17 protein-coding genes, 1 tRNA gene and 2 pseudogenes are annotated in these 21,836 nt (G+C 66.5%); 4 read left to right on the top strand and 16 right to left on the bottom strand.

Features of this window, described 5'->3' with window-relative positions:
• Positions 1-15 precede the first annotated feature (15 nt).
• The 3 genes from AB0I67_RS27790 to AB0I67_RS27780 all read right to left on the bottom strand — a co-directional run bounded on the left by AB0I67_RS27790 (position 16) and on the right by AB0I67_RS27780 (position 4,234).
• Positions 16-1,980, bottom strand: coding sequence for a chaplin family protein (locus AB0I67_RS27790; RefSeq protein ID WP_357928918.1), 1,965 nt, complete (start codon positions 1,978-1,980; stop codon positions 16-18).
• Between the two features lie 276 nt (positions 1,981-2,256).
• Positions 2,257-2,736, bottom strand: a complete 480-nt coding sequence (locus tag AB0I67_RS27785; RefSeq protein WP_357928915.1) for a hypothetical protein — start codon at positions 2,734-2,736, stop codon at positions 2,257-2,259.
• A gap of 223 nt (positions 2,737-2,959) precedes the next feature.
• Positions 2,960-4,234 (bottom strand): M20/M25/M40 family metallo-hydrolase, encoded by a 1,275-nt coding sequence (locus tag AB0I67_RS27780; RefSeq protein WP_357928962.1) that lies wholly within the window; start codon positions 4,232-4,234, stop codon positions 2,960-2,962.
• A gap of 130 nt (positions 4,235-4,364) precedes the next feature.
• Here AB0I67_RS27780 and AB0I67_RS27775 point away from each other — a divergent pair.
• Positions 4,365-4,449: transfer RNA gene (locus tag AB0I67_RS27775), tRNA-Leu, on the top strand.
• 105 nt (positions 4,450-4,554) lie between these two features.
• Here AB0I67_RS27775 and AB0I67_RS27770 read toward each other — a convergent pair.
• The 3 genes and pseudogenes from AB0I67_RS27770 to AB0I67_RS27760 form a co-directional block, all read right to left on the bottom strand.
• Positions 4,555-5,058, bottom strand: coding sequence for a hypothetical protein (locus AB0I67_RS27770; RefSeq protein ID WP_357928959.1), 504 nt, complete (start codon positions 5,056-5,058; stop codon positions 4,555-4,557).
• A gap of 120 nt (positions 5,059-5,178) precedes the next feature.
• Positions 5,179-5,453, bottom strand: a pseudogene (locus AB0I67_RS27765) (recombinase family protein); the annotation flags it as partial.
• A 166-nt stretch (positions 5,454-5,619) separates the two neighbouring features.
• Positions 5,620-5,994: a hypothetical protein gene (locus AB0I67_RS27760; protein WP_357928914.1), complete on the bottom strand. Its 375-nt coding sequence runs from the start codon at positions 5,992-5,994 to the stop codon at positions 5,620-5,622.
• Between the two features lie 295 nt (positions 5,995-6,289).
• Here AB0I67_RS27760 and AB0I67_RS27755 point away from each other — a divergent pair, with 295 nt between their 5' ends.
• The gene (locus AB0I67_RS27755; protein ID WP_357928911.1) at positions 6,290-7,231 is read left to right on the top strand and encodes a hypothetical protein; all 942 of its coding nucleotides are present in this window, start codon (positions 6,290-6,292) and stop codon (positions 7,229-7,231) included.
• Between the two features lie 215 nt (positions 7,232-7,446).
• Here the strand turns inward: AB0I67_RS27755 and AB0I67_RS27750 are convergent, their stop codons facing one another.
• The 8 genes and pseudogenes from AB0I67_RS27750 to AB0I67_RS27715 all read right to left on the bottom strand — a co-directional run.
• On the bottom strand, positions 7,447-8,316 hold the full coding sequence (locus AB0I67_RS27750; protein ID WP_357928908.1) for a DUF5710 domain-containing protein: 870 nt from the start codon (positions 8,314-8,316) through the stop codon (positions 7,447-7,449).
• 84 nt (positions 8,317-8,400) lie between these two features.
• Entirely contained in the window at positions 8,401-8,796 is a 396-nt protein-coding gene (locus AB0I67_RS27745; protein WP_357928906.1) for a hypothetical protein, read from the bottom strand.
• Positions 8,797-9,212: 416 nt separating this feature from the next.
• The gene (locus AB0I67_RS27740; protein WP_357928904.1) at positions 9,213-11,147 is read right to left on the bottom strand and encodes a hypothetical protein; all 1,935 of its coding nucleotides are present in this window, start codon (positions 11,145-11,147) and stop codon (positions 9,213-9,215) included.
• Entirely contained in the window at positions 11,148-11,693 is a 546-nt protein-coding gene (locus AB0I67_RS27735; RefSeq protein ID WP_357928901.1) for a hypothetical protein, read from the bottom strand.
• The gene (locus tag AB0I67_RS27730) at positions 11,690-13,075 is read right to left on the bottom strand and encodes a dsDNA nuclease domain-containing protein (RefSeq protein ID WP_357928899.1); all 1,386 of its coding nucleotides are present in this window, start codon (positions 13,073-13,075) and stop codon (positions 11,690-11,692) included. Before AB0I67_RS27730 ends, AB0I67_RS27735 begins: the two co-directional genes overlap by 4 nt.
• Before the next feature lie 436 nt (positions 13,076-13,511).
• Positions 13,512-13,988 carry a DUF2637 domain-containing protein gene (locus AB0I67_RS27725; protein WP_357928957.1) on the bottom strand — a complete coding sequence of 159 codons (477 nt, stop codon included), beginning with the start codon at positions 13,986-13,988 and terminating at the stop codon, positions 13,512-13,514.
• Between the two features lie 1,160 nt (positions 13,989-15,148).
• Positions 15,149-16,102, bottom strand: a complete 954-nt coding sequence (locus tag AB0I67_RS27720; protein ID WP_357928954.1) for a YbhB/YbcL family Raf kinase inhibitor-like protein — start codon at positions 16,100-16,102, stop codon at positions 15,149-15,151.
• A 116-nt stretch (positions 16,103-16,218) separates the two neighbouring features.
• A pseudogene (locus AB0I67_RS27715) lies at positions 16,219-18,033 on the bottom strand (PQQ-dependent sugar dehydrogenase); the annotation flags it as partial.
• Between the two features lie 617 nt (positions 18,034-18,650).
• Here AB0I67_RS27715 and AB0I67_RS27710 point away from each other — a divergent pair.
• Together AB0I67_RS27710 and AB0I67_RS27705 are read left to right on the top strand one after the other, a co-directional pair.
• Positions 18,651-19,097 carry a helix-turn-helix transcriptional regulator gene (locus tag AB0I67_RS27710; RefSeq protein ID WP_357928897.1) on the top strand — a complete coding sequence of 149 codons (447 nt, stop codon included), beginning with the start codon at positions 18,651-18,653 and terminating at the stop codon, positions 19,095-19,097.
• Positions 19,098-19,319: 222 nt separating this feature from the next.
• Positions 19,320-19,619 (top strand): hypothetical protein, encoded by a 300-nt coding sequence (locus AB0I67_RS27705; protein WP_357928895.1) that lies wholly within the window; start codon positions 19,320-19,322, stop codon positions 19,617-19,619.
• Between the two features lie 329 nt (positions 19,620-19,948).
• Here AB0I67_RS27705 and AB0I67_RS27700 read toward each other — a convergent pair whose 3' ends face one another.
• Together AB0I67_RS27700 and AB0I67_RS27695 are read right to left on the bottom strand one after the other, a co-directional pair.
• Complete coding sequence (locus AB0I67_RS27700) at positions 19,949-21,106, bottom strand: CU044_5270 family protein (protein ID WP_357928893.1); 1,158 nt, start codon at positions 21,104-21,106, stop codon at positions 19,949-19,951.
• Entirely contained in the window at positions 21,103-21,642 is a 540-nt protein-coding gene (locus AB0I67_RS27695; protein ID WP_357928890.1) for an RNA polymerase sigma factor, read from the bottom strand. Before AB0I67_RS27695 ends, AB0I67_RS27700 begins: the two co-directional genes overlap by 4 nt.
• Between the last annotated feature and the right edge of the window lie 194 nt (positions 21,643-21,836).

Here is a 21,836-nt window from a genome sequence, read left to right as displayed (position 1 = left end):
CTGTCAGCGCACTGCTTACTTCTTGCCGAAGCGCAGGCGGCGGGTGGTGGCGAAGAGCGTCGCGGAAGCGGCGAACATCGCGCCCAGCACCAGCGCCAGCAGCGAGCTGGAGTTCATCCCGGTGACACCGGCCGGCTGAGCGGCGCTCATCAGGCCGAGGTCGCCGACGGGCAGCGTGCCCGCGGCCTGGCCGACGGCGCCGCCGACCGGGGTAGCGGAGACGAGCGAGGTCGCCGGGCCGAGCGCCGAGAGCGGGCTGGACGACTTGGTGGTGGCGGCGGCCCTGCCCTGCTGACCGGGTACGGCAGGCGCACCGGGCAGCCCGGGCAGCCCCGGCAGCGCGGGCAGGCCCAGCATGCCGGGCACGTCACCCACGACCGGCACGGCCGGCAGCCCCGCGCCGCGCATGGGCTGGGTCATGTTGCCGACGTCCTTGAGGCTGGAGACCGCGGGAACGACGGGAAGCGCGGGCAGCAGGCCGCTGGCCTGGGCCTTCTTGCCGGTGCTGGCCTGAGCCCAGTGGTCGTAGCCGTCGGGGTGCTCGTCGACCGGCTTGCCGACGCGCGAGCCGCCGAGGCAGCCGGCGGCGGCGTCGCCCAGGACGGCCACCGCGTTGCCGCAGACGTTGACCGGCGCGGTGATCGGCGCGATCACCTGGTTACCGGCCAGGACGCCGGAGCGACCCGAGGTACGGTTGCCGCCGGCCTTGAGCCCGTCGTGCGGCGAGACGCTGGCACCGCCCTTGCAGTGGGCCTCGGACAGGCCCAGCGCCGCGATGGCGTTGCCGCAGGCGTTGATCGGAGCCGTGATCGGAGCGACGACCTGGTTGCCGGCGCCGACGCCCGACTGGCCGGAGGTGTGGTTGCCGCCGGCGCCCTTGCCGCCGTTGCGGACCGAGGCGCCGCCCTTGCACCCGGCGAAGGCCTGGCCGAAGACGGCCACGGCGTTGCCGCAGACGTTGACCGGCGCGGTGATCGGCGCGACCACCTGGTTACCCGCGAGGACACCGGAACGACCGGACGTGGTGTTGCCGCCGGCACCGGAGCCGGCCGTGGTGTTCTCGACCGAGCTGCCGCCCTTGCATCCGGCGGGGGCGTTGCCGACCGCGTTGCCGCAGGCGGTGATCGGCAGGCTGATCGGCGCGATCACCTGGTTGCCCGAGCCGGCGCCGAAGCGGCCGTCGGTGTCGTTGCCCTTGGAGCCGTGCGGCCACCCACCGGCGTGGTAGTCGTGGGCGGGCTTGCCCCCGCCGCCGGCGTTGGTGACCGACGAGCCGCCCTTGCAGCCGGCGAAGGCGTCGCCGAAGACCGCCACGGCGTTGCCGCAGATGTTGACCGGGCCGCTGATCGGCGCGATGACCTGGTTGCCGCCCAGGACCGAGCTGCGACCGGAGGTGGTGTTGCCGCCGGCGCCGGTGCCGATGTTCTTGACCGACGAGCCGCCCTTGCAGCCCGCGGTGGCGTCGCCGAAGATGGCCAGCGCGTTGCCGCAGGCGTTGATCGGCGCGCTGATCGGCGCGGTGACCTGGTTGCCGCCCAGCACGCTGCTGTCGCCGCTGGTCTTGTTGCCGCCCGCGCCGCCCTTGCCCGAGGACTTGACGCTCGCGCCGCCCTTGCAGCCGGCGTCGGAGTTGCCGAAGAGCGAGACGGCGTTGCCACAGGCGTTGATCGGGGCGCTGATCGGGGCGTTGACCTGGTTGCCGCCCAGGACGCTGCTGTTGCCCGAGGTCTTGTTCTGGATCCCGGACGGGCCGGTGTTCTCCACCGACGCGCCGCCCTGGGAGGAGGCGTTGGACTCGCCGGCGATGCCGGCCGAGTTGCCGCTGATGTCGATCGGCAGCGAGATCGGCAGGTTGACCTGGTTGCCGCCGCCGACGGAGGAGTCGCCGGAGGTGTCGGCGACAGCCGTACCGCTGCCGAACGACATGACCGCGGCGGCGAGCAGAGCCGCCGGGGCGGATGCCTTGGCCCACGTACGCATGAAGATGCTCCTAGTGGTTCTTGGGGGGATACCTGACGGTTCGCGGGCATGCCGAGGCCGATCAGCCGACTTTTCGGGTACGGCACAGCGGGACCTCGGACGCGGGACGCGAACCAGGAAGACTGACCTGCGGGGGGCCTTGAGCCTCGCTCCGCGTTCCGGCTGGTTCGCCCAGGTTCTGACTTGCCTGGGGGACGTGCCGGGCACTGACGCGCACGGTCATCGGGACCGGCGCTCGCCGCTGAGGTGAACTCAGGCGGGCTCGGTCATGCTCGGTCAGTCAGGTGAGAAAGAAGGGTCGTCCGCCGCTGTGCGGACGACGGGGGGCAGCACGCACGCCAGGGGGGCGCGCTGTGCCAGCAGCCGCGGGTCGAAAGCGAACCTCGCGACGTCCCCCATGCCAGGCCCGAACGGGCCGCTGCCACCGCCGTTGGGCACCAGGCCGTTGGGGCCCGAGGTGTCGCCGGCGGTGGAAGGTGTTGGGAGGCCGGGCTTCGACTGGCTGGTCAGCCCGTCGACATGGAGCCCGGCCATCGCCTCGGTGTTGTCCGGCACCGACGCGGTTGTGGTGTCGACCGTGGGGAATCCGGTGACCCCCTGAGAGGCTTCGTGCGTCCGAGCCTGGGTCTGAGCGGCTTCGGCGTTGGCCGGAGCCGCTCCGAAGAGCAGTGCGAGCAACCAACCGGCGACCATCAGGCCGCCTACCGTGAGTGCTCTAGAGAGGACCGTGCGGGCGCCGGCCGCGAACCGCGCCATCCGGACTGCCTGGGCGGTCCTCTCCCGGTGGTCGGCTCGCTCGGGGAAAGCAGCCACGGGCACGCGCCGAGCAGCGAGGGAAGACTCCCTCACCTGCTGCTGCGGCATGCGTGCCACGTGACCTCCCGAGCTCCAGAACCGGCCCCTTGACGGGGCCGGTCCTCGGACTCACCCCTCAACGGTCCGTAACCGTAGCAGCACCCAACGTGCTCGCAAAGGGTTTTCAGGCGAGATCCAGGAATCGGTCAAGAACTCTGGTCCCAAACCGGAGCGAATCGACCGGGACCCGCTCGTCCACCCCATGGAACATCCCCGAGAAGTCCAGGTCCGCCGGCAGCTTCAGGGGCGCGAAACCGTAGCCCCTGATCCCCAGCGTGCTGAACGCCTTGAGGTCGGTCCCGCCACTCAGCGTGTACGGCAGCGCCGTACCCTCCGGGTCCTCCTGGGCCAGCGACTCGACCATCGCGCTCACCAGCCCGCCCTGGAAGGCGAACTCCAGCGCGGCCTGGTTCTGAATGAACTCCCGCTGCACGTTCGGCCCGAGCAGCTCGTCGATCGTGGCGAAGAACTCCTCCTCGTACCCCGGCAGGAACCGCCCGTCGATGACCGCCTCGGCCGACTGCGGGATCACGTTGGCCTTGTAGCCCGAGCTGAACATGGTCGGGTTGGCGGTGTTGCGCAGCACCGCGCCGATCATCTTCGACAGCGAGCCGAGCTCCTTGACGATCTCCTCCGGGTCCTTGCCCGGGCCGATCTCGTCGAACAGCGCCTTCATCGTCGGCGTCAGCCGTACCGGCCACTCGTGCCGGCCGATCCGCGCCACCGCCTCCGCCAGCTCGGTCACCGCGTTCTCGTTGTTGAGCATGCTCCCGTGCCCGGCGCGGCCCTTGGCCGTCAGCCGCATCCAGGCCATGCCCTTCTCCGCGGCCTCGATCAGGTACAGCCGGCGGTTGTCGTGGGTCACGCTGAACCCGCCGACCTCCCCGATCGCCTCCGTGACGCCCTCGAACACCTCGGGATGCTTGTCGACCAGGAACTTCGCCCCGTAGTCGCCGCCCGCCTCCTCGTCCGCGGTGAAAATCAGGACCACGTCACGCGGCGGCTTCCGCTTCTCCGCCACCCGCTGCCTGGCCACCGCCAGGATCATCGCGTCCATGTCCTTCATGTCGACCGCGCCGCGGCCCCACACGCACCCCTCGGCCACCTCGCCCGACAGCGGATGCACCTTCCAGTCGCCCGCGTCGAACGGGACCACGTCCAGGTGCCCGTGCAGCAGGAGCGCCTCCCTGGACGGGTCGCTGCCCTCGATCCTCGCGACGACGTTCGCCCGCTTCGTGTCGCTCTCCAGGATCCGCGCCTCCAGCCCCACCTCCGCGAGCTTCCCCGCCACGTACTCCGCGGCCTCGCGCTCACCTGGACCCGCGTTGTCGCCGGCGTTCCTCGAGTCGATCCGGATCAGGTCACGGCACAGGTCTACGACCTCGTCCTCGCCCATCATCGCTCCTTGGTTTCTCACGATTTGTGACCTCCATCCTGCCGCTGCGGGAATCTCGGTATGACTCACCCCCGAGAGTTTGCTAACCTAGCTTTCGCCGACGCGGGATGACGGTCCCGCGTGCAGGCACCAAGTCCGGGTGGCGGAATAGGCAGACGCGCTAGCTTGAGGTGCTAGTGCCCGTTAAGGGCATGGGGGTTCAAGTCCCCCCTCGGACACGCATCCTTTCACTATGTGAGGGCTGAGGATCACCTCGGCCCTCACTTTTGTTTCCTGGGGCAGGTAGGTGAGCTTGAGCCCGAGGCGCTGGTAGACCGGCGCTTTCAGGTCTGACGGGCGCCCCCGATGGCCCTGGCCATGTCGCCGATCTCGGTCACGGCGGTGGCGATCTCTTCTCTGGTCATCTTCGCTCTCCTTGTGGCGGTGCAGAGCTCAGCTTCAAGCCCGAGGCGCTCGGCCTTGGCTTCGGCTATCCATTTACTGATCTCTTCGAGGTCGCCACCCGCTTCGATGGCGGCTCGGTAACGGGCCATCTTGGACTCGACCTGCGCCACCTTGACCCGGATGATCTCGGTCCTGGCGTCGTGGGTCTCATCGAGCTGGTCGGCGTACATCTCGTCGATTGTCTGGGCAACCCGGTGCGGCGCCAACGCCTTGCACAGCCATCGGTCAACCTTCGGGAGGATGGCGTCCTCGCGCAGGTAGACGTTGCGGGGGTGGTCGAGCTTGTTGCTGATCGCGTACTCGCGAGGGAAGGTGCAGCGGTAGTACGGGGCGTTGCTGACCCACTGGCTCTGCATCTTGCGCTCGCAGATTCCACAGAACATCCGCCCTTTGAACGCGTAGGGATGCTGCGTCCGGTGCTCCTTGCCCTGGGTGGTAGCACCGCGGCCGGCGAGGATGCTCTGGACGTCGTGGAAGGTCTCGTCGTCCACAAGCTGGGGATAGACGATCTGCTCCGAGAAGATCCACTTGTCGTTGTCGTTCCAGCGGAGCTTGGTCGTGTGGCCGAGGGTCACGTCTTCGACGTCGAGCAGGACCTCATCCTTTCGCTGGCGATTCCAGACCTGGCGGCCGGTGTAGCGGGGTTCGTGAAGATGGCACGGACTGCGCTCTTGGACCAGGCGATACCGGACCTGTGCCGGTTGCGCTTCGGATCGTGGGCCGAAGGGCTGGGGATTCCGTCGCGGGTCAGCCCTTCTGCGATGGCGAACAGGCCCATGCCTTCCAAGAACTCCTGGAAGATCCGCTGGACGACGGGGGCGGCGTACGGGTCGAGATCCAGGCCCCGCAGCCGTTTACCGTCTGCGGCTTTCGCAGGGTTGGGGTGCGGTCCGAGATCGATCACAAGGTATCCGTACGGCGGGCGTCCACCGAGGTAGCGGCCCTCAATCTCGGCCATGGCCGCCATCGCGGTCTTCACGCGAACCTTGATGCGGTTGCGCGCCCTTACTGACCCCGCCGAACATGAGCATGATCAGCTCGTGGGCCTCGTTGCTCGGATCGATGGGGCCACCGACTTCGGGCACCCACAGTGGCACTCGGTAGTGATTGAACAGCTCGAAGGTGTTCCCGAACTGGTTGCCGTAGAAGGCGCGCTGGGGTTCGCCCACCGCAACGGCTTCGAAGTCGCGGTTCGGGGATTTCAGTTGTTGGGTCAGTAGCGCGCTCGCCTCTGGACGACGCTGGGGCGGGATCGAGCGGGACTTCTCCACGTCGAAGAACTCGGACACGATCTCGTCGCCCCGTGGTTCGATGAGCATCCGGGCGCGCGTAGCTGCCAGGCCCGAGATGCTCCGGGATCTTGCCTGTCCTCTGTCGAAACCCCGCCCCAGAAGGCGAACGCCGTCACCCTGACCTCCCGTCCTCCGGAATGCGAACCCCTATGTCCGCGAAGATACGGAGGTCACAGCCTCTTGGAAGGTCCAGGAAGGTCGGGTGTGGCCTAAAGGGAGGCCACACCCGCCTCGGACATACTCTCTAATTTCGCAATGTTTCCCGAAAGTGTGTCGGGCGGCGCATGTAGCCTTCTGCCAACACGCGAGAGGAAGGCCCAGTATGGCCAACGCGAAATTCTCTGAGCTGCACGAGCCGCTGGTGGAGTGGGTCTACGACCAGACGATCAACACTCCTCTGCTCGACGCGGAGATACGCCCGTTCTGCGCCGAGCGGGGGCTGAACCCGAACGATGATTGGGGACTGCTCGGTTACGCCAAGTCCATGGGGCTCCTGGACGACAAACACAGCGGGATGGGTGCACCCTCAGCGAACATCACCTCAGCGGGCATTCGATGGGTCGAAGAGCGTCGGCGGCGACGCGCCGACCCCAGGTTGAGAGCCGCAGCCGCCAGGACTGGCCTGCTGACCTGGTTGTGGAACCAGAAGCAGCAGGGTGACCACATGCCGGTCGTTACTCAGTTCCTGGCAGCCGGCGAAGCCTCATTCGAAGGCGGACCGTTCCACGAGGACGAGATCCAGCGTGCTGCCGAGTATCTTCACCGCGCTGGTCTGATCGACGGACCCACCGTCGCCCAGGAGCGAGGTCCTGTTCGAGCCGAACCCACCAAGGAGGGTGACTACTGCGTGGAACACCACGGAGGCGACGTGAGCGAGTACGAGCGTCAACGAAGGGCAGGGAGCGGCTCCGTCTTCCACATCGGGACGAACACCGGCAACATCGCCGCCAACAGCCGCGACTTCACGATGAATGCCACCACCACCAACGGCGTGAATCCGGCCGACCTCGTCCTGCTCGCCCGCGCCTTGCGCCAGGCGATCCCTGTTCTCGATCTTCCGGTCCCGGATGCCGAGGAGTTGGAGTCCATTGCGGACCGGATCGAGGAGGAGGCCGCCGGGGGCCAGCCCGACCAGGGGCGCATTCGACGGTGGGGGAACGCCGTGGTCGGCATCTTGAACGCTCCAGTCGTCAGCGGAGCTCTCGGCCCCGTCTTGGCTGCGTCTGCCCAGACCATGTTGGGGCTTCCTCCCTCCAGCGGCTGATCACACGACCCCGCTAAGACGCAGTTCGATCCGGCTCTTTGCAATCCGTCCTGGCCGTCTGCTCGCTCTGCGACGCGGCCGACTCGTCCACGCTGCGACCGTTAGAGCGAAGGCGCCTGACGAGCGCAGCGCTGTGCTGAATCCTCGCCTTCAATGCGGTCTTGCCATCGGACCGTGCTTGGTTCAGGGACCGCTGAAGACTGCCCTCTACCAGTTCAGGACGGCTGTCGCGGATCCTCCAGCCAGTCGTACACCTTGCTCAACCACTTCGAGCGTCGAGGCTTCGGCGTGGGTCCACCTGTACCCTGCCGCATCACGGGGTCTGGTACAGGAGGCGAGAGCGGCGTCATGGCAGAGGCCGACGACGGGGGAGCGTCAGACTCGCGAGCGCGCGCTTCGGTCAGCCGTTGGCTGGCCAGCCCGCTCCGCTCATGCCACTCAGGTGGCGGTGCCAAGGTGACGCCAGTCTTGGTGAGGATGTTCAGGTCCAGACTCCACTTAATCGCCGAGCGCGTGCGCCATAGCGAAAACGCTGAGTCGATGTGTGCACGAGCCTGGCTGGTCGTCATACCGGTGACATCACACAGGTGCGCGGTGGCTCGTGAGCTCTTACCTTGGATCTGGGCAAGGCCCATGTGGGTCGCGGTGTGGCAATCGGTGCATAGGCACACGAGCCGCTTGAGGATCTGGACCCGCGCCGTTTGGTCATAGTCCCAGCGTTCGTGGGCCTCCAGCCAGCGCTGCTCGTCTCGGTCTTCGCCCCGGCCACACGCTTCGCACCGGCGACCGGCCCGATTGGTGATCATACGTCGAAGCCGTTCCCAGTCGCGCTGGTCGACGCAGGAACGGACATTGGTGAACCAGCACGAGGAGGGCACCAAGTCGACGAACAAGCCTGAGCCGAAAGTACGGTCCTCGCCGGGTAGCAGGTCGGGGATGTCAGGCAGAGGTGCCCAGGGTGCCAGAGCGGCCATGCCAGCACGCGGCGCGTACCAGCGTTTCACAGAGGGGTCCCAGCGCGCGCCGAGCGCCTTGGCCCGACCTTTCTCCGCATACGGCACATCCAGCCACAGCCGATCGGCCATTGTCAGCTCTCCTATCCAAGCGGGGGGTTGCAGGAGGTGGAGCTCTAGCCATCGTGCCCCAAGCCACTGACATTCAGCCCCTCACTAAGGACGCAATGGCCCCATGGCTGTGGCAGCCCAGTTCTCCGGCAAGAACCGCCTTCTTGATCCATCGCCCCAGCGGGCGCTACGCGCGAACTGGCCCGCGATCGCCTTTCCGGACGGTAGAGCGCCATCCGGAAGACGGTTCGCCTGCGCCCAGCGCCATGCGGTCCGGTGAAGATCCACGACATCGTGATCACGTGATCTTGCGCGATCCGCAGGCGGGTCGAGGTCATCAACGCCTTCGTTCTCGTCCGTCGTGGGTGCCTCCGCCTCCGCTGAGGGCGGGACTCGGCGGATCTGCGCCATGAGCAACTCGTAGCTGTCGATCAGTGCGGCCGAAGGCCACGCGGCGATGAGGCGGCAGATCGCGCTGAGCTCGGCAACCGCGACGTTCACACCAAGGCTGGTGGCCTTGTAGCCCCTTTAGCTTGCGGTCGCACTCAGTTACCCGGCTCCGAGCTTCAGCAGCCAGGACTGGGTCCTGGCTCTGCTTGGAAGCCGCCTGAGCGAGAGCGTCGAGTGTTTGGTCGATCCTCGTGGGGCCGTACTCGCCGGCGAGCCAGCGGTCCAGGCGGGGCAGCACGGCGTCTTCCCTGATACAGACGTTGCGGGGATGCCCAGCCACGGCGTAGGTCTGGGGCAGATGGCAACGGTAGTACGGCATCTGATTGGCCCAATCCTGCATTGGAAGCCGACGGGCACGAGCCATTGGCCGGAGCGTTCGACCACCTCGATGATCTTCTTATGAGCGCCGAGTCAGGAGCCGGTCAGGCGTAGCTCGCCTCGACTCGCCTTGAGGTAGTTTTCGACGTCTACAAGTCCTCGACTCGCTGGCCTTCGCCGACGCCAGTGTTGGTGACACCAGGGACGGCCGAATGCTCGGTAGTGAGCACGATCGTGTTGCGTGTGGTCACGAGCTCGGGAGGAACATCATTGTCGGCCACGATCAGTTGGACCCGCCCCTTGTATGCCTCCACGAGGGTGGCCAGACGAGCATAGATACGACGGCCGAGTTCACGGTCCCGATCCACGGTTCCGATCGCTTTGCGCGGAGAGTCGATGATCAGCAAGCTCGGTAGCAGAACGTTAGGGTCGTTGAGCGCGGTGATGAGTAGGGTCAGGTGGTAGGCGATGTTGAGTGCAGTGCTGGCACCGCCGCCACTGGCCTGCAGGTCTTCGAAAGCGGTGTCCCCCACCAACGGCAGGAATGTGTCCGGGTCGATGCGGGCGGTGCCGTCGGTGGGGATGCCGATCAGGTTGACCTCATCGGTGAACGCCGCGCTGATTTCATCCAGCTGAGCACCTCGGGCGCGGAGGGCTCTCTCTCTTTCGGTGATATCGACCTTGAGCTGCCGATCGGTCTTCCGATAGGCAGCGGCCTGGGCGCGAACCTCTTCGAGCCGCCGCCACATCTCTATGTGCTGGCCAGCCTCGTCGATGCCGTGCCGCAGGGATTCCGCGTACCGACTCAGCTGGGCAACCGCCTCTATCCGCGGGGAGGTCGTATTGGCCGTTGCCTGGTCGTACTCGCGATGCAGGGTGTCTAGGCGCAGGTCCATGTGACGGGCCGACAGCCGGGCGTGTTCGAGCGCAGCCGTGTCGGCGCGAAGCAGGGCTTCGGTTTCGACGATTTGTTCCTGGATCCGATCGGCGTTCTGGTCGGAGGCGCGGACATCTTCAACGTCGACCGGAGCCAGCGGCTGGCAGCACAGGCGGCAGGTTGTCCCCTCGACCTCGCGATCGTCGAGGTCCTGCATACACCGTGGGCAGGTGACGAACTCGAAGGGCGCGAGCAGCCCGATTGCTGTACTGCGGCGTTCGGCTTTGGCCAGGTCAAGGCGCAACTGAGCGAGAGTGGCCTCGCGACCGCGAACGGTGACCGCGAGCAGGTCGGCTTCCTCGTGCCGCTTCTTCGATGCGGTCAGGGCTTCGGACAATTCAGCGCGGCGGTCCTCTTCAGCGCCAATCAGCGCAGCGACTTCGTCTCGGGTTGCCTGCAGCTTGTCCTCGGCAGCCGCGAGCTGCTGTGCCAGATCCATGCGCCGAGTCCGAAGCTGCTCGACATCAGCGATACCGGCGTCACGGATGAACCGGTCGATCGCAGCAGCATCCTTGTCCAGCTGTTTGGCGCGGTCACGGGCGATCCCTCGCTGGCGTTTCAGTTCAACAAGTTCCGGGTCGGTGAGGCCGAACATCAACTCAAACGCGGCGATGCGTTTCGGGTTGGTGCTCGCGAGATCGAGATGCCCAACGACCGATCGGTCGATCTCCTTGGCCTGCAGGAAGCAGTACCGGAAGATGTCGTTGAAGGTCAGCGCGACGGTGCGGGAATTGATGCCAGCCCGGGACGTCGGCACCCGTTCGACCGGGATGCCCAGCTCCTCTAGCATGAACCGGGAGATGGACGGCCCATCGGCGGGCTTGGGGGTGACCGCCCAGGTGTGTTGTACCAGGTTCGAGCCCGGTTCGATCACCTCTACCACGCCCGAGTCGGCACCGATTCTGCGGCGCAGGATCAGCGACGACTCCCCCGCCCGGATGGCGAGGTCGACATGAGTAACATGCTGGACCACTGCGGGAGTTAGGGCAGCGTTACCGCCGAACGCGTGCTTGATCAGCATCAGCAGCGTCGATTTTCCCTTTGTCGTCGTGCCGGTCACGAACGTCAACGGGGCGCTGAAGTCAAACGCGTGCGACGCGCGGTTGGTAGACACGGTCAGGGACCGGATACGCAGGTTCGTGGCCATCTAAATCTCGCTTCTGAGCGGGAGCGCAACGACGTCCGGCAACCGTTCGTAGATCAAGGCTTTGAGATCCCGGCCGGGCAGGTCGAAGTGTCCGCGTAGGAATCTGGCCCGCTCGGCCACGACCGCCCACGGGTTGGTACTTTCCAAGGCCATGCCGAGGTTGCGTCCGTCTTCGGTCAGGGTGATTTCGGTGGAGCCGTCGACCCGGGCGAACGTCGCGAGGCGTTTGCCGACGAGCGCGCCCAGGATGGGGTAGTAGCGGTCGTCCCACGGTCCATACTTGTAGCGGATCATGCGGCTCTCCACTGCCTGTCGCTCGTCGTCGGTCGGCGCAACGCCCGGCCACGCGGCACCGGCCGGAAGAAGGCGTTCGGTCATGACGGGATACCGGAGCAGGAAATCGATCTTTGCTAATTTGGTCAGGCCGCGGAATGGTTCGCCCGGCCGGGTGAACTGGCAGAGGAGAATGAGGACTCGGGCCTCGTGATAGAGGCTCTCCTGGCGGATCGCCAGGACAGCGGCAGCGGGCAGCGGAGCGGCCATCATCCGCCCGCCGGTCGCGAGAACCCGAACTTGCAGATGTCACTCAACTCGTACGCATAACCGAGGATGTGGAAGTCGTCGAGTGGCACGCCGATCTTCTGGCTGAGCTCTGCCTTGCGCAGCTCAGCATGGAGCAGTGCCTGGAATTGGATGCCATAGTGGCCGTCTTTGCCGGCCAGCTGAGCACGGACCCGGCGGACGATGTCGAGGATCTCCATCTCCAGTCGGAACTGTGCCTCGATGTCCTCCGGGAATCCTGTCCTGATCTGTGGCCAGATGTGCAGCCACAGGTCTCGCAAGCTCAGGGCGTTGTCCCTTTCGTCATCACCCATCAGGGCATCGCGCATCTTCTCGGTGAGGCGGTGGCCACCAGGGGCGCGTGGCGGCGTATGGCCAGACCGCAATAGCGGCACTGGGTCGCCAATGGCGCGCCGCGCGCCTAGCCGGATCGCGTCCAGGACTGCGTCCCGGGAAACGGTACGCCGCTGGACCGTCAATGCGATCTCCGACTGCGGGTCGTAGGCGCCGGGGTTAGTCAGATATTGGGCCAAGTCGATGGGACGGCCACTGTCATCCCGGCTCGCCTCCGCGACGAGATCGACGACTGCCTTGTAGACGTCAGCGGCTGCCGATAGCGCGAAGCCAAGCCTGTTGGCCGCCGGTTCCACAATCTGCCGGATGTTGACGTCGCGGATGTCCCGCTTTGCTGGTCGCTCGCAGTCGAACCTGCAGTTGCGCACGAACCGCAGGAGCATCTCGAACAGCCCTGTCGGCAGGCCAGCTGGGTCGTGTCGGTTCGGTTTCGGTGGGACCGGTGCAGTGGGTTTGGGGATGTTGGTCAGAGTGGTGGACTTCGCCGCCATTTCCATCAAGGCCCACGCCAGGTGCGCGATCAGCGCGGTCCCCCTTTGCGTTTCCAACTCACCCGCCCTGCACACATCCAGGAGAGCCCGCGGCGTGTAGTCACTTGGTCTACCGCCCAGACGCGTGTTGCTGGCCAGCCGTACAACCGGCCGACTGGTGTAGCCGAGCCATCGGTCGAACAGGTGCGCAATTCCGCCGTGGTCGCACAGCGACTTCATCGTGGTGTACAGCATCTGGTCGTGGTGCTTAACCGACACCAGCTCCAGGGCCGGGGGGCGGTCTCGCACGATGATGAAGTCTTCCTGCCACTCACAGATGATTTTCACAATGGACGTGTCGGTGTGCAGGCTCAGGCAGTACGAGGCGATGATCTCGGTCTGGTAGTGGTAATTGCCCTGGGTCGGCGCGCCCGCGTCCTCGGCTGGCCGCCGAAAGAGGTCAAGCTCGACCTGACCGCTCGGGTCGACGTCTGCGAAGAGCCCGTATTCCTGCCCGACTCCTGGAGCAGCGTCGCCTCCCACGACAAGGGTCCACCTTCCTTGCGATTGATAAGCGCATACTCACGGAGAGTGAACCCGATCACGATGCGGTAATCAATAGCCCTCTCGGCTCAAAGATGACTTGTCGTGCGAACCGCCACACGTTGCGCTGCAGCAATAGCGATTCGGCAGTTCGTTTGTAATCCCTGCGAGGGCCGAGAACGACGCCCAGGCATCGTGGAGATGCCGGCGAACTCTGACCGCCATCTGGCAACGTCACCCAAGCTCACCGGCAAGGCCCGCCTTCTTGATCCGCGCCCCAACCGAGCGCTACGTTCGAACCGCTCGGCGATCGCCTTGCCCGCAGGAAGGGCCCCGTCGGGGTAACGGTTCACCTGGGCCCATCTCCACGCGGCTCGATGCAGATCGACGACCTCATCGTCACGAGAGCGAGTCGGGGTATCGATGAGAGCGGCATCTATCTGCTGCCGGCCGGGGGGAGCTCCTCAGTCTTCTGTCCCTCCTGCGCTGTGGGGGCAAGCGCTTCGGTCGACTGTCGCGTAGCGACGCGACGGACTTGGGACATCAGGAGTTCGTAACTGCCGATCAGAGCCGCTGAGGGCCAGGCAGCGGTGATGCGGCCGATCAAGCTGGGTTCGGCAACAGCAACGTTGGTGCCGAGGCTGGCCAGGCTTCCGACGATCAGCAGGGTCCAGGCGAGCGCACCGCTGCGGGAGCCGTACCGGTTGGCGAGGAGGATCGACATTGAGGCGACCACAATGGTGCCATCGACGGCGAGCGGGATGAGGATGGCCGCGAGATGGCCTTCACCATGTCTCAGACGGAGCTCGTGCATGTGGCGGAAGGAAACGACAGCGGCGATCCCTGCCAGGATCGCAACCCCTGCGATGGTTGTCGCCTGGATGTGCCTGACAGATGCTGGACTAGGAAGCATGCTCACTCTCCGTCCAGACCGATGTCTTCACAGGTCAAGCGGCCATAGTGTTTAGGTTCAAGTCCCCCTCGGACACCAACGAAGTGCACATGTGGAGGTTCGGGGAGATCCGGGCCTCCACAAGTCGTTTCTGGGGCCTTTAGAGCAGGCTGAGCCCGATGTTCGCGTAGACCTCGGCCGTGTCGGCTGGGTCAGCGTGCTTGATGACCTGGGCGATGTCGCCGAGAGCATCGATCATGCGGTGAATCTCCTCCTCTGTCATGAGCCGTCCTCCTTCGGATTGGCGGAGCTGGGCCATGGCGGCTACGTGTTGTGTCTGGGTCTTGGACATCCACTGGGTGACCAGGACGGCATCGGGAGATGCTCGATCCTCGGTGCGTCTCCGCCACCTGCGCTTCAGGCCCGCTGCTGAGCAGGCCGCTGACCAGCTCCGCCCCTTCGGGTGTGTGCGCTACGCGTCGGCGAGCACGCCGCATTTTCGCGACGGCTAGGAGCTGTTCGAGGTTCCGTGGCGGCGATCGGGCTGCTGCGCCGGCGGGCGCGGGATCAGTTCAAAGGGATCCTGTGGTGCTTTCGCACCGTCTCGGGGTGGAGCGATGTGCCGGGATGGACGATGGGGGCCCTGGTCCACGCTCTACTCCCGGTTCAACGGCAGGGCCAGAGCGAGTCCCGCGAAGGGTTCGTCTACGTCTCAGCTGACCGCAAGAGCATCACCGTGTGCACCTGAGCGACGACAACAGGCGTGTCGACGCCGAGTACGCCACCTCCATGTTCGGCATCTACAAAGGTGCCCGACGAATCAGACCCAGGTCCGGATGCGGAACCGACAGCACACTCGTCTCCCGCATCGATGTCTTCAAGATGTAGGTCACCGCCGGCCTGAACCGGACGTGCCACAACCCCCGTATGGATCAACGGCGGGAGGTGAGCTCCCAGGCCGAGGTCTACGCAGCCCCCTCTCCGGCTGTGCGGCACAGATCAGGAAGTCCCGGCCCATGGTGAGTACCGAAAGGCTTCTCGCGTTCGCCGCCTTGCGCCGAGATGAGATCACCTCCGCGGATGGACAGGCGAGGCCCCGTCTTCCGCCGAGGGCCTCGCCTTCCAGCCGAGGGCCCTCACCGTGCCGGGTGAGGGCCCTCGGCCGGGGCGAGCCTGCCTTGCTAACTGGTGGAGGCGTTGGAGTTGCCGGCGAGCTTGGTGCTGGCCAGGTCTCTGGCCAGGATCGCCGTCTCCACCGCTGCCACCGAGGACGACGAGCTCACCCCGGGCAGGGTGGCGGTGTCCAGGGCATACAGGGTGAACTCGTACTTGTGGGTGGACCCTCCAGGGCATGGGCCGAAGTACTGCAGCGACTTGTTCCCGCTGCTCATCGCCTTCTGCTTGGCCGGTGACTGGTTCGGCACGCTGTACCCCAGGCCGAGCCCCTCAGGAAGGCTGAGCTTGGACGCCGGGATGTCCCAGATCGCCCAGTGCTTGCCGCTGTTGGCGGTGTCGATGAAGGTGATCGCGTAGCTCTGGGTGCCCGTGGGCGGGTTGGCCCAGGCCAGCGGGGGCGAGATGTCGTTGCCCGACACCTTGTCCTGGGCACAGGTGTACTTGATGGGAATCGTGGCGTTGTTGGCGAAAGCCGTACTGGACAGCGAGAACGGCGGCGCCGCGAACTTCAGCCGCACGATCACGTTGTCACGGACGGTCGGCGTGCCTCCGCTCTTGTCGTTGTTGGTCGAGGTCAGCCAGAGGCCGCCGTCGGGGGTCTTGACGACGGTGCGCAGCCGGCCCCAGCGGGTGTTGAAGAACGCGCGCGGAGTGTCGACGGTGCTGCCGTTGATCTTCATGACCCACAGGCGCTGGCCGCGGACGGCCGCCATGTAGATCCAGTCGTTGACGATCTCCAGGCCGCTGGGTGAGGCATCGGCGACCGGCCAGGTGCGGATCGGCTTGGTGTAGGCGGCGTTGCCGCAGCCGGTGCCCGTGGTGCCCTCGCACTCGGGCCAGCCGTAGTTCTTGCCCGACTGGATGATGTTGAGCTCGTCCAGTGCGCCGTCGCCGAACTCCGAGGCCCACAGCCGGCCCTGGGAGTCCCAGGCCAGGCCCTGCGGGTTGCGGTGGCCCAGGCTGTAGACGAGGGGGGCGCTGGGGAAGGGGTTGCCGGGCGCGCCCGCGCCGGTCGGGGGAGGACCCGCAGGATCTTTCCGTTGAGCGAGGTGAGGCTCTGCGCCCGTTCGGGGACGTAGGCGTCTCCGGTGGTGATGTAGAGCATCCCGTCGGGGCCGAACTTGATCCGGCCGCCGTTGTGGAAGCGGTTCTTGGAGATGCCGGTGACGATCGCCTCGCGGGCGCCGATCGCGCCGTTCTCGTACTTGAAGCGGACGACCCGGTTGTCGGTGGAGGAGGTGTGGTAGGCGTAGACGTAGTGGTCGGTGGCGAAGTTCGGCGAGACGGCCAGGCCGAGCAGGCCGCCCTCGCCGCCGGTGGTGACGGCCTCGGTGACCTTGCCCACCAGCGTCTGCTGTCCGGTGGCGGTCACGCGGTAGATCTCGAACCGGTCGCGCTCGGCCACCAGGGAGCTGCCGTCGGGCAGGAAGCCGATGCCCCACGGAAGGTCGAACTGGGTGGTGATGTCCTTGTCGTAGACGGGGTCTCCGCCGCCCGCCGTACCGTTGGTCCTGACGGTCAGCGGCGCGCTCTTGGCCGAGGTGTTGCCGTTGGCGTCGAAGGCCTCGATGGTGAAGGAGTAGTCCTGGTTGGCGGTCAGGCCGTCGGCGGTGGCCGTCAGGTCCGGCACGGTGGCGAACTTGGCGCCGTCGCGGTAGAGGTTGTAGCCGGAGACGGCGATGTTGTCGGTGGCAGCGTTCCACACCAGCGTGATGCTGGAGGATGTGACCGTGGTGGCGCGCAGCCCGGCGGGGACGGTCGGCGGCTGGGTGTCGTCGCTCGGCGGGGTGGTGATCGAGAGACTGTTGCTGCCCTGGGAGGCGTTGCCGGCCAGGTCGAAGGCGGCGACGCTCAGCACGTAGCCGGTGTTCGGCGTCAGGCCGCCGACCACGAAGGTGGTGATGCTGCCGCTGACGGTCTCCAGGACGTTGCCGCCGTTGAAGATCTTGTAGGAGCCGACACCGACGTTGTCGGTGGAGGCGTCCCAGGACAGCTCCACCAAGTTCGGCTTGACCTCGCCCACGACGCGCAGGTTGGCCGGCGCGGTGGGCGGCTCGCTGTCGGAGGGGGCGGTGGTGGCCAGCTGGTCGAGGTTGGGCCCGCCGTTGACCGTGGTGGCCTGGGCGCGCACCTTGTTGGTCCCCGCGCGCAGGGTGGCGGTGACGGACTTGGTCACCCATGTGCTCCATGCCCCGGTGCCGGGGAAGGCCAGTTCGTCGGCGACCAGGGTGCCGTTGACGGAGATGTCCATCGGGCGGTTGGTGGTCGTGCCGTTGGCGAAGCGGAAGCTCAGCTCGTAGTTGCCGGCCGCGGGGGCGATGACGTCGAATTCGACGGCCGAACCGGCCACGTTGTCGTAGTTGACGAACCCAGTGCCCTGGAAGCCCGCGTGGTTGCTCTCGACGACGCCCTGGACGATCGTGGCGTTCTCGGCCTGCAGCGCCGTGGGGGCGGCGGCCACCTCGACGTCCACGTAGTCCAGGTTGGGGTTGCCGTTCACGGTGGTGGAGGTGAGGCGGATCTTGTTGGCGCCCGCGTTGACCGGAGCCGTCAGCGTGGTGGTCGCCCACGTGCTCCACGCGCCGGTGCCGTTGAAGGGCCGGTTGGCCGAGACGACGGCGCCGTTGACCGCGATGTCGGAGGCCCTGTTGGCGGTGGTGCCGTTGGCGTACCCGATGGTCAGCGTCGCCTGGCCCGCGGCGGCGGCCTGGACGGTGAACTCGACGTAGCTTCCCACGACGTTGTCGCCGTTGACGAAGCCGGTGCCGGAGTAGCCGGCGTGGTTGCTCTCGACGGCGCCCTCGGACAGGGCGGCGTTCTCTGCTTCGTACCGGGTCGGCGCGGCCTGGGCCGGCAGCGCCGTCACCAGGCTGAGCAGCAGCCCTGTCATGAGCATGCCCGCTAAGGAGCGCACCGTTCTGACGGATGGCATGAATCCTCCTGCTGTCTGGGGGAAGAGACCAGGGAGGTCGTTAGGAAGGTTTACTAACTTTCTTGCCAAGGCGCAGGACTGTCAAGGGAGGAGACATACCTCGAGAAATCTGGCAATAGGCAGTGTCCAGAAGATCAGCGCGGATCCAGAGCAGTGTGCTGGCCAAGGTGATGGCTGCCTGGTAGTTGCGAGCGAGCCTGTCGTGGCGGGTGGGCGGCCGCCGCGGGTGCCTCGCCACGAGCGGGCGGCCTGCTGGTCGGCGCGTTCGGGAATGGTGGCCTTGATCCCTCGCGACCGCGGATGGCGCGGGAGCTGTAGGCCTTGCGTCGCGCAGGGGCGCTAGGAGCGTCTCTTCGGCGGCTCCCCGGTTCTCTGGACGGGTGTGGGTTTCAGGGTCGGGTGACGGTTCTGGCAGATGGCGTTCAAGCGCTTGGGACGACACCTCATCGAGAGACGGTCTTACTGGAGAGTGTTCTTCGACGGTGTGGGCGACGCGTTCGTCGTCGAGGAGGTAGGTGCGGGCGCGGGCGGTGTTCCGGGGATGAGATGAGGAGTTTTCCGGAGACTTCGAGTTTATGGGCGTGCCAGCCGGCAGCCGCGGTATCGCCGGTTGGCTCAAACTCGCTGTCAAGTACGACGGAGCCAGCCAGGTCCGGCTCAGCGTGGCAACCGGCATCAGCCAGCCACGCATCAGTGCCATGGTTCGCGGTTCAGCCGGCCCCATCACCGAGCTTGCCGTCTTCGAGCGGGTCGCCGACGGCTTGGGCCTGCCCGACCATGCGCGCATGATTCTGGGCCTCGCCCCACGAGACGTCGCCGCCCCGACTCATGACGTCGACGAAGAAGGCCGAGAGCAGATCGCCGAGCTCACCAGTCGGCTGGACGCCGCGGCGGTCATCGACGCCACCATGGTCATGATCCTCTCGACCGACACGAACAACTTGCGATTTCTCGACCGCAAGCTGGGCGCGACCCACCAACCACGGGATCATGCAGTGGGGCAGCAGGACCTGCGGCCCTAGCGGGCACCTCGGCCGCTCCACCTACACCTGCCTGATGAATGCCTTCGCTCATGCCAGCTCTCGCAACCACCAGGTCGCCTTCACGTTCAGTTGGAAGCCTGTCAACGAGAGGCACCCGAACAGCCCCGGCGGATACTGGCACACGAGCGAGGTGGCGGGCCGCATCGAGTACCGGTCCGGACGGACGATCACGTGTCAGTTCCCGCTCTTAGGAGGTGTCCAATGATGGACTACACCAGCGGCGGGACCGCCCACCTCTACCTGGAGCTCTCCGACCGCGACGATCCGTCCAGCCGCTGGGTCTGGACCGGCTACATCGACAACGAGGATGGCACTCCCGATCGTGAGCCGGGACTCGCCGCCCAAGTCCCCCCGTTCGATACTGATCAGGAGGCCATCGCCTGGGCGCTCGAACGCACCGGACGCGTGGTCATCTACGATCCCGACAAGAACAATCCGTTCTGGGCGGGTTCAGACCCAGCTCCGGATGATGTTCCCGTCCTTCGGTCCGAACGACCATGACATGCCTGTGACGTGCTGGTTCATACTGCCGTGCCGCCGACGACGGACAGCCGTCCACCGCCGGCGATGCTGGCGTTCCACCCGCTGCCGTGCCGCCACTCGCCCGTGTCGCCCGTGATCTTCACTTTGGTCTCAGCGATATGGCAATTGCTCTTCCAGCCGGTGTTTGGCCAGGTCGAAGGCCCACTCAGCTTGTCCCGTGTGGTTCACGATAGGGCTGGACCACGGGGGACGACTCCAGTGATGGGTTGAGACGTCCTGCGACGTCTCACGCCATCACCGGGTAGACCCCAGCTGCGAGAGCATCACCGCCGGGGTCGGCATCCCTGTCAGTCCCCCTTCTTGCACCCCTTCGGCGGAGAAGCCGGCGGTCCGGTCCAGCCCGACTCGGGGCCGCGGGCCTGGTAGCTCATGACCTCATCCTTGGTCGCCCCGAAAGCGGTGCGGGCCGCATAGGAGACGCGCGCGAGGGTCGCCCCTGTCCCCGGGTCGAGGATTTGCCTGTCATAGACCGGCATCTCCTTGTGCGGCTGGTCGGAGATCACCACCGAGCCGCCCGCCACGCCGAAGTCCACCGACATGCCCGTTCGGCCCAGCGGATCCGTCACGGTGCCCACGACCCTGGTGGTCGGCAAGTCGGCCAGGACGCGGATGATCGCGGCACGCTGGGCGGGGCTAAGTGGCATGCCCAGGAGGTTCACGGTGGTGGGCAGGAACTTCTCGAAAGGCTCGGTGAAGCCGCGGCTGTTCCAAGCCTCGTGGTAGGCGCGCAGTCGCTTCATGAGCGCGGCCGGATCGGTGGGGAGGGCCGCCAGGTCCGCCATGGTGAACTCGCTGACCGTGGTGTCGGGATAGGTTCCCCGGGGTTCCAACTTCACGGTGTACCGGCAGTCCGTCGGCTCGTCGGCGACCGGCACCGGATCGCACGGCCCGCTGGTCTCGCAGTACCCCTTGACCTGAGCAGGAGCGCCCGCGGCCCGCCAGGCGCGCTCGTCCTCGGCCGTGGCCGGGCGGGCACTGTCCTGCCGCCACACCTGGGTGTGCACCAGGTCAGCGGAGTTACGCGGCTGCCAGGTCTCGCGGCGGCCGACGACCACGAGCCGGTAGCCGTCGGCAGACAGCGAGTTGCCGTCGATTCTCACCTCGCGCCAGTAAGCGCCGGTCTGCGCGGGCAGCTTCTCGATCCTGTCGGCCAGGTCGAACAACTCCTGGTTGGTCTTCACCGGGCTGAGTACGGCAGGCGCCGGGGACAGCTTCGGCACCAGCGCGAACACCATGGCCACAACCGCGGCCGTTGCCAGCGGCGCCAGAAGGAACCACAGGCGCGACCGAATCCGCGAAACCGGGGCCTCCAGCAAAGCCGCTCTCGCGGGCGCCTCGGTGCCGGCCATGGACAACATGTCGTCAGCGGACAGGCGTGATCCGCGCTCGAGCGAAGCCGGGCGGGCCATGGCGAGCAGGTCGGTCGCATCGGGCTTGCGGCTCATCGCAATTCCCTTCCTGGAACAGTCACGGGCTTTCGAAAGGTGGCGGTAGAGGTGGCGTCGACCGCCGACTGCAGGCGGCGGCGCGCCCGGTGCAGGCGGACGAAGAAGGTGGTCTTGCTGCAGCCGAGGACCTCGGCCGCCTCCGTGCTGGACAGGCCGTGCCAGGTGGTCAGGGTGAGGATCTCTTTGTCGGCGTCGGACAGACCGGCCAGGGCACGCAGTACGGCGACGCGTTCGGTGGCGTGTTCGCCCACGTCGGCGGCTGCCTCGTCGATCCACATCCGCAGTTCGGCTTCCAGGGATTGACGCCGGGCGGCCTGCCGGAAGTTGTCGCGCAGGATGTTGCGGGCGACGCGGAGAAGCCATGGCAGCTGCGCGTGGTCGGGGATGCTGTCCAGACGCCGCCAGGCCACGAGGAAGGTCTCGCTGACCACTTCCTCCGCGAGTTGATGTCCGGCGCGACTTGCCGCGTAGCCGTACACCCGCGCTTGGTAGGTGTTGTAGAGCGCGGTGAAGCGCTCATGGGGGTTTGGCAAGCCGGTTCCTTCGGTCGGGGACAGACACTCAGAGAGCAAGTGGTCCGAAGGAGGACTTTCTTACATCCCGATTTCCGCATCCTCCCAACAGCCCGACCTCGGGCCCCTACACGGACCCACGCGAACCAGTCCTCTGCCCATGGCAACCGCCTCGGCAGTTCGGAACGGCGTAGCCCGTCCGACTGCAGATCCTC

The sequence above is a fragment of the Nonomuraea sp. NPDC050310 genome (assembly GCF_040655795.1).
Taxonomy (GTDB): Bacteria; Actinomycetota; Actinomycetes; order Streptosporangiales; family Streptosporangiaceae; genus Nonomuraea.
Note: the sequence above shows the minus strand (reverse complement) of the source record. Positions and strands in the feature narration are given on the sequence as shown.

Bases quoted from the DNA above. Each gene is read 5' to 3' on its own strand.
- AB0I67_RS27785 (WP_357928915.1), bottom strand. From the start codon at position 2,736: ATGGCGCGGTTCGCGGCCGGCGCCCGCACGGTCCTCTCTAGAGCACTC.
- AB0I67_RS27705 (WP_357928895.1), top strand. From the start codon at position 19,320: ATGATGGACTACACCAGCGGCGGGACCGCCCACCTCTACCTGGAGCTC.
- AB0I67_RS27780 (WP_357928962.1), bottom strand. From the start codon at position 4,234: ATGATGGGCGAGGACGAGGTCGTAGACCTGTGCCGTGACCTGATCCGG.
- AB0I67_RS27735 (WP_357928901.1), bottom strand. From the start codon at position 11,693: ATGATGGCCGCTCCGCTGCCCGCTGCCGCTGTCCTGGCGATCCGCCAG.
- AB0I67_RS27740 (WP_357928904.1), bottom strand. From the start codon at position 11,147: ATGGCCACGAACCTGCGTATCCGGTCCCTGACCGTGTCTACCAACCGC.
- AB0I67_RS27760 (WP_357928914.1), bottom strand. From the start codon at position 5,994: ATGCTCATCGAACCACGGGGCGACGAGATCGTGTCCGAGTTCTTCGAC.
- AB0I67_RS27710 (WP_357928897.1), top strand. From the start codon at position 18,651: ATGGGCGTGCCAGCCGGCAGCCGCGGTATCGCCGGTTGGCTCAAACTC.
- AB0I67_RS27755 (WP_357928911.1), top strand. From the start codon at position 6,290: ATGGCCAACGCGAAATTCTCTGAGCTGCACGAGCCGCTGGTGGAGTGG.
- AB0I67_RS27700 (WP_357928893.1), bottom strand. From the start codon at position 21,106: ATGAGCCGCAAGCCCGATGCGACCGACCTGCTCGCCATGGCCCGCCCG.
- AB0I67_RS27725 (WP_357928957.1), bottom strand. From the start codon at position 13,988: ATGCTTCCTAGTCCAGCATCTGTCAGGCACATCCAGGCGACAACCATC.
- AB0I67_RS27790 (WP_357928918.1), bottom strand. From the start codon at position 1,980: ATGCGTACGTGGGCCAAGGCATCCGCCCCGGCGGCTCTGCTCGCCGCC.
- AB0I67_RS27750 (WP_357928908.1), bottom strand. From the start codon at position 8,316: ATGGCCGATCGGCTGTGGCTGGATGTGCCGTATGCGGAGAAAGGTCGG.
- AB0I67_RS27770 (WP_357928959.1), bottom strand. From the start codon at position 5,058: ATGTTCTGTGGAATCTGCGAGCGCAAGATGCAGAGCCAGTGGGTCAGC.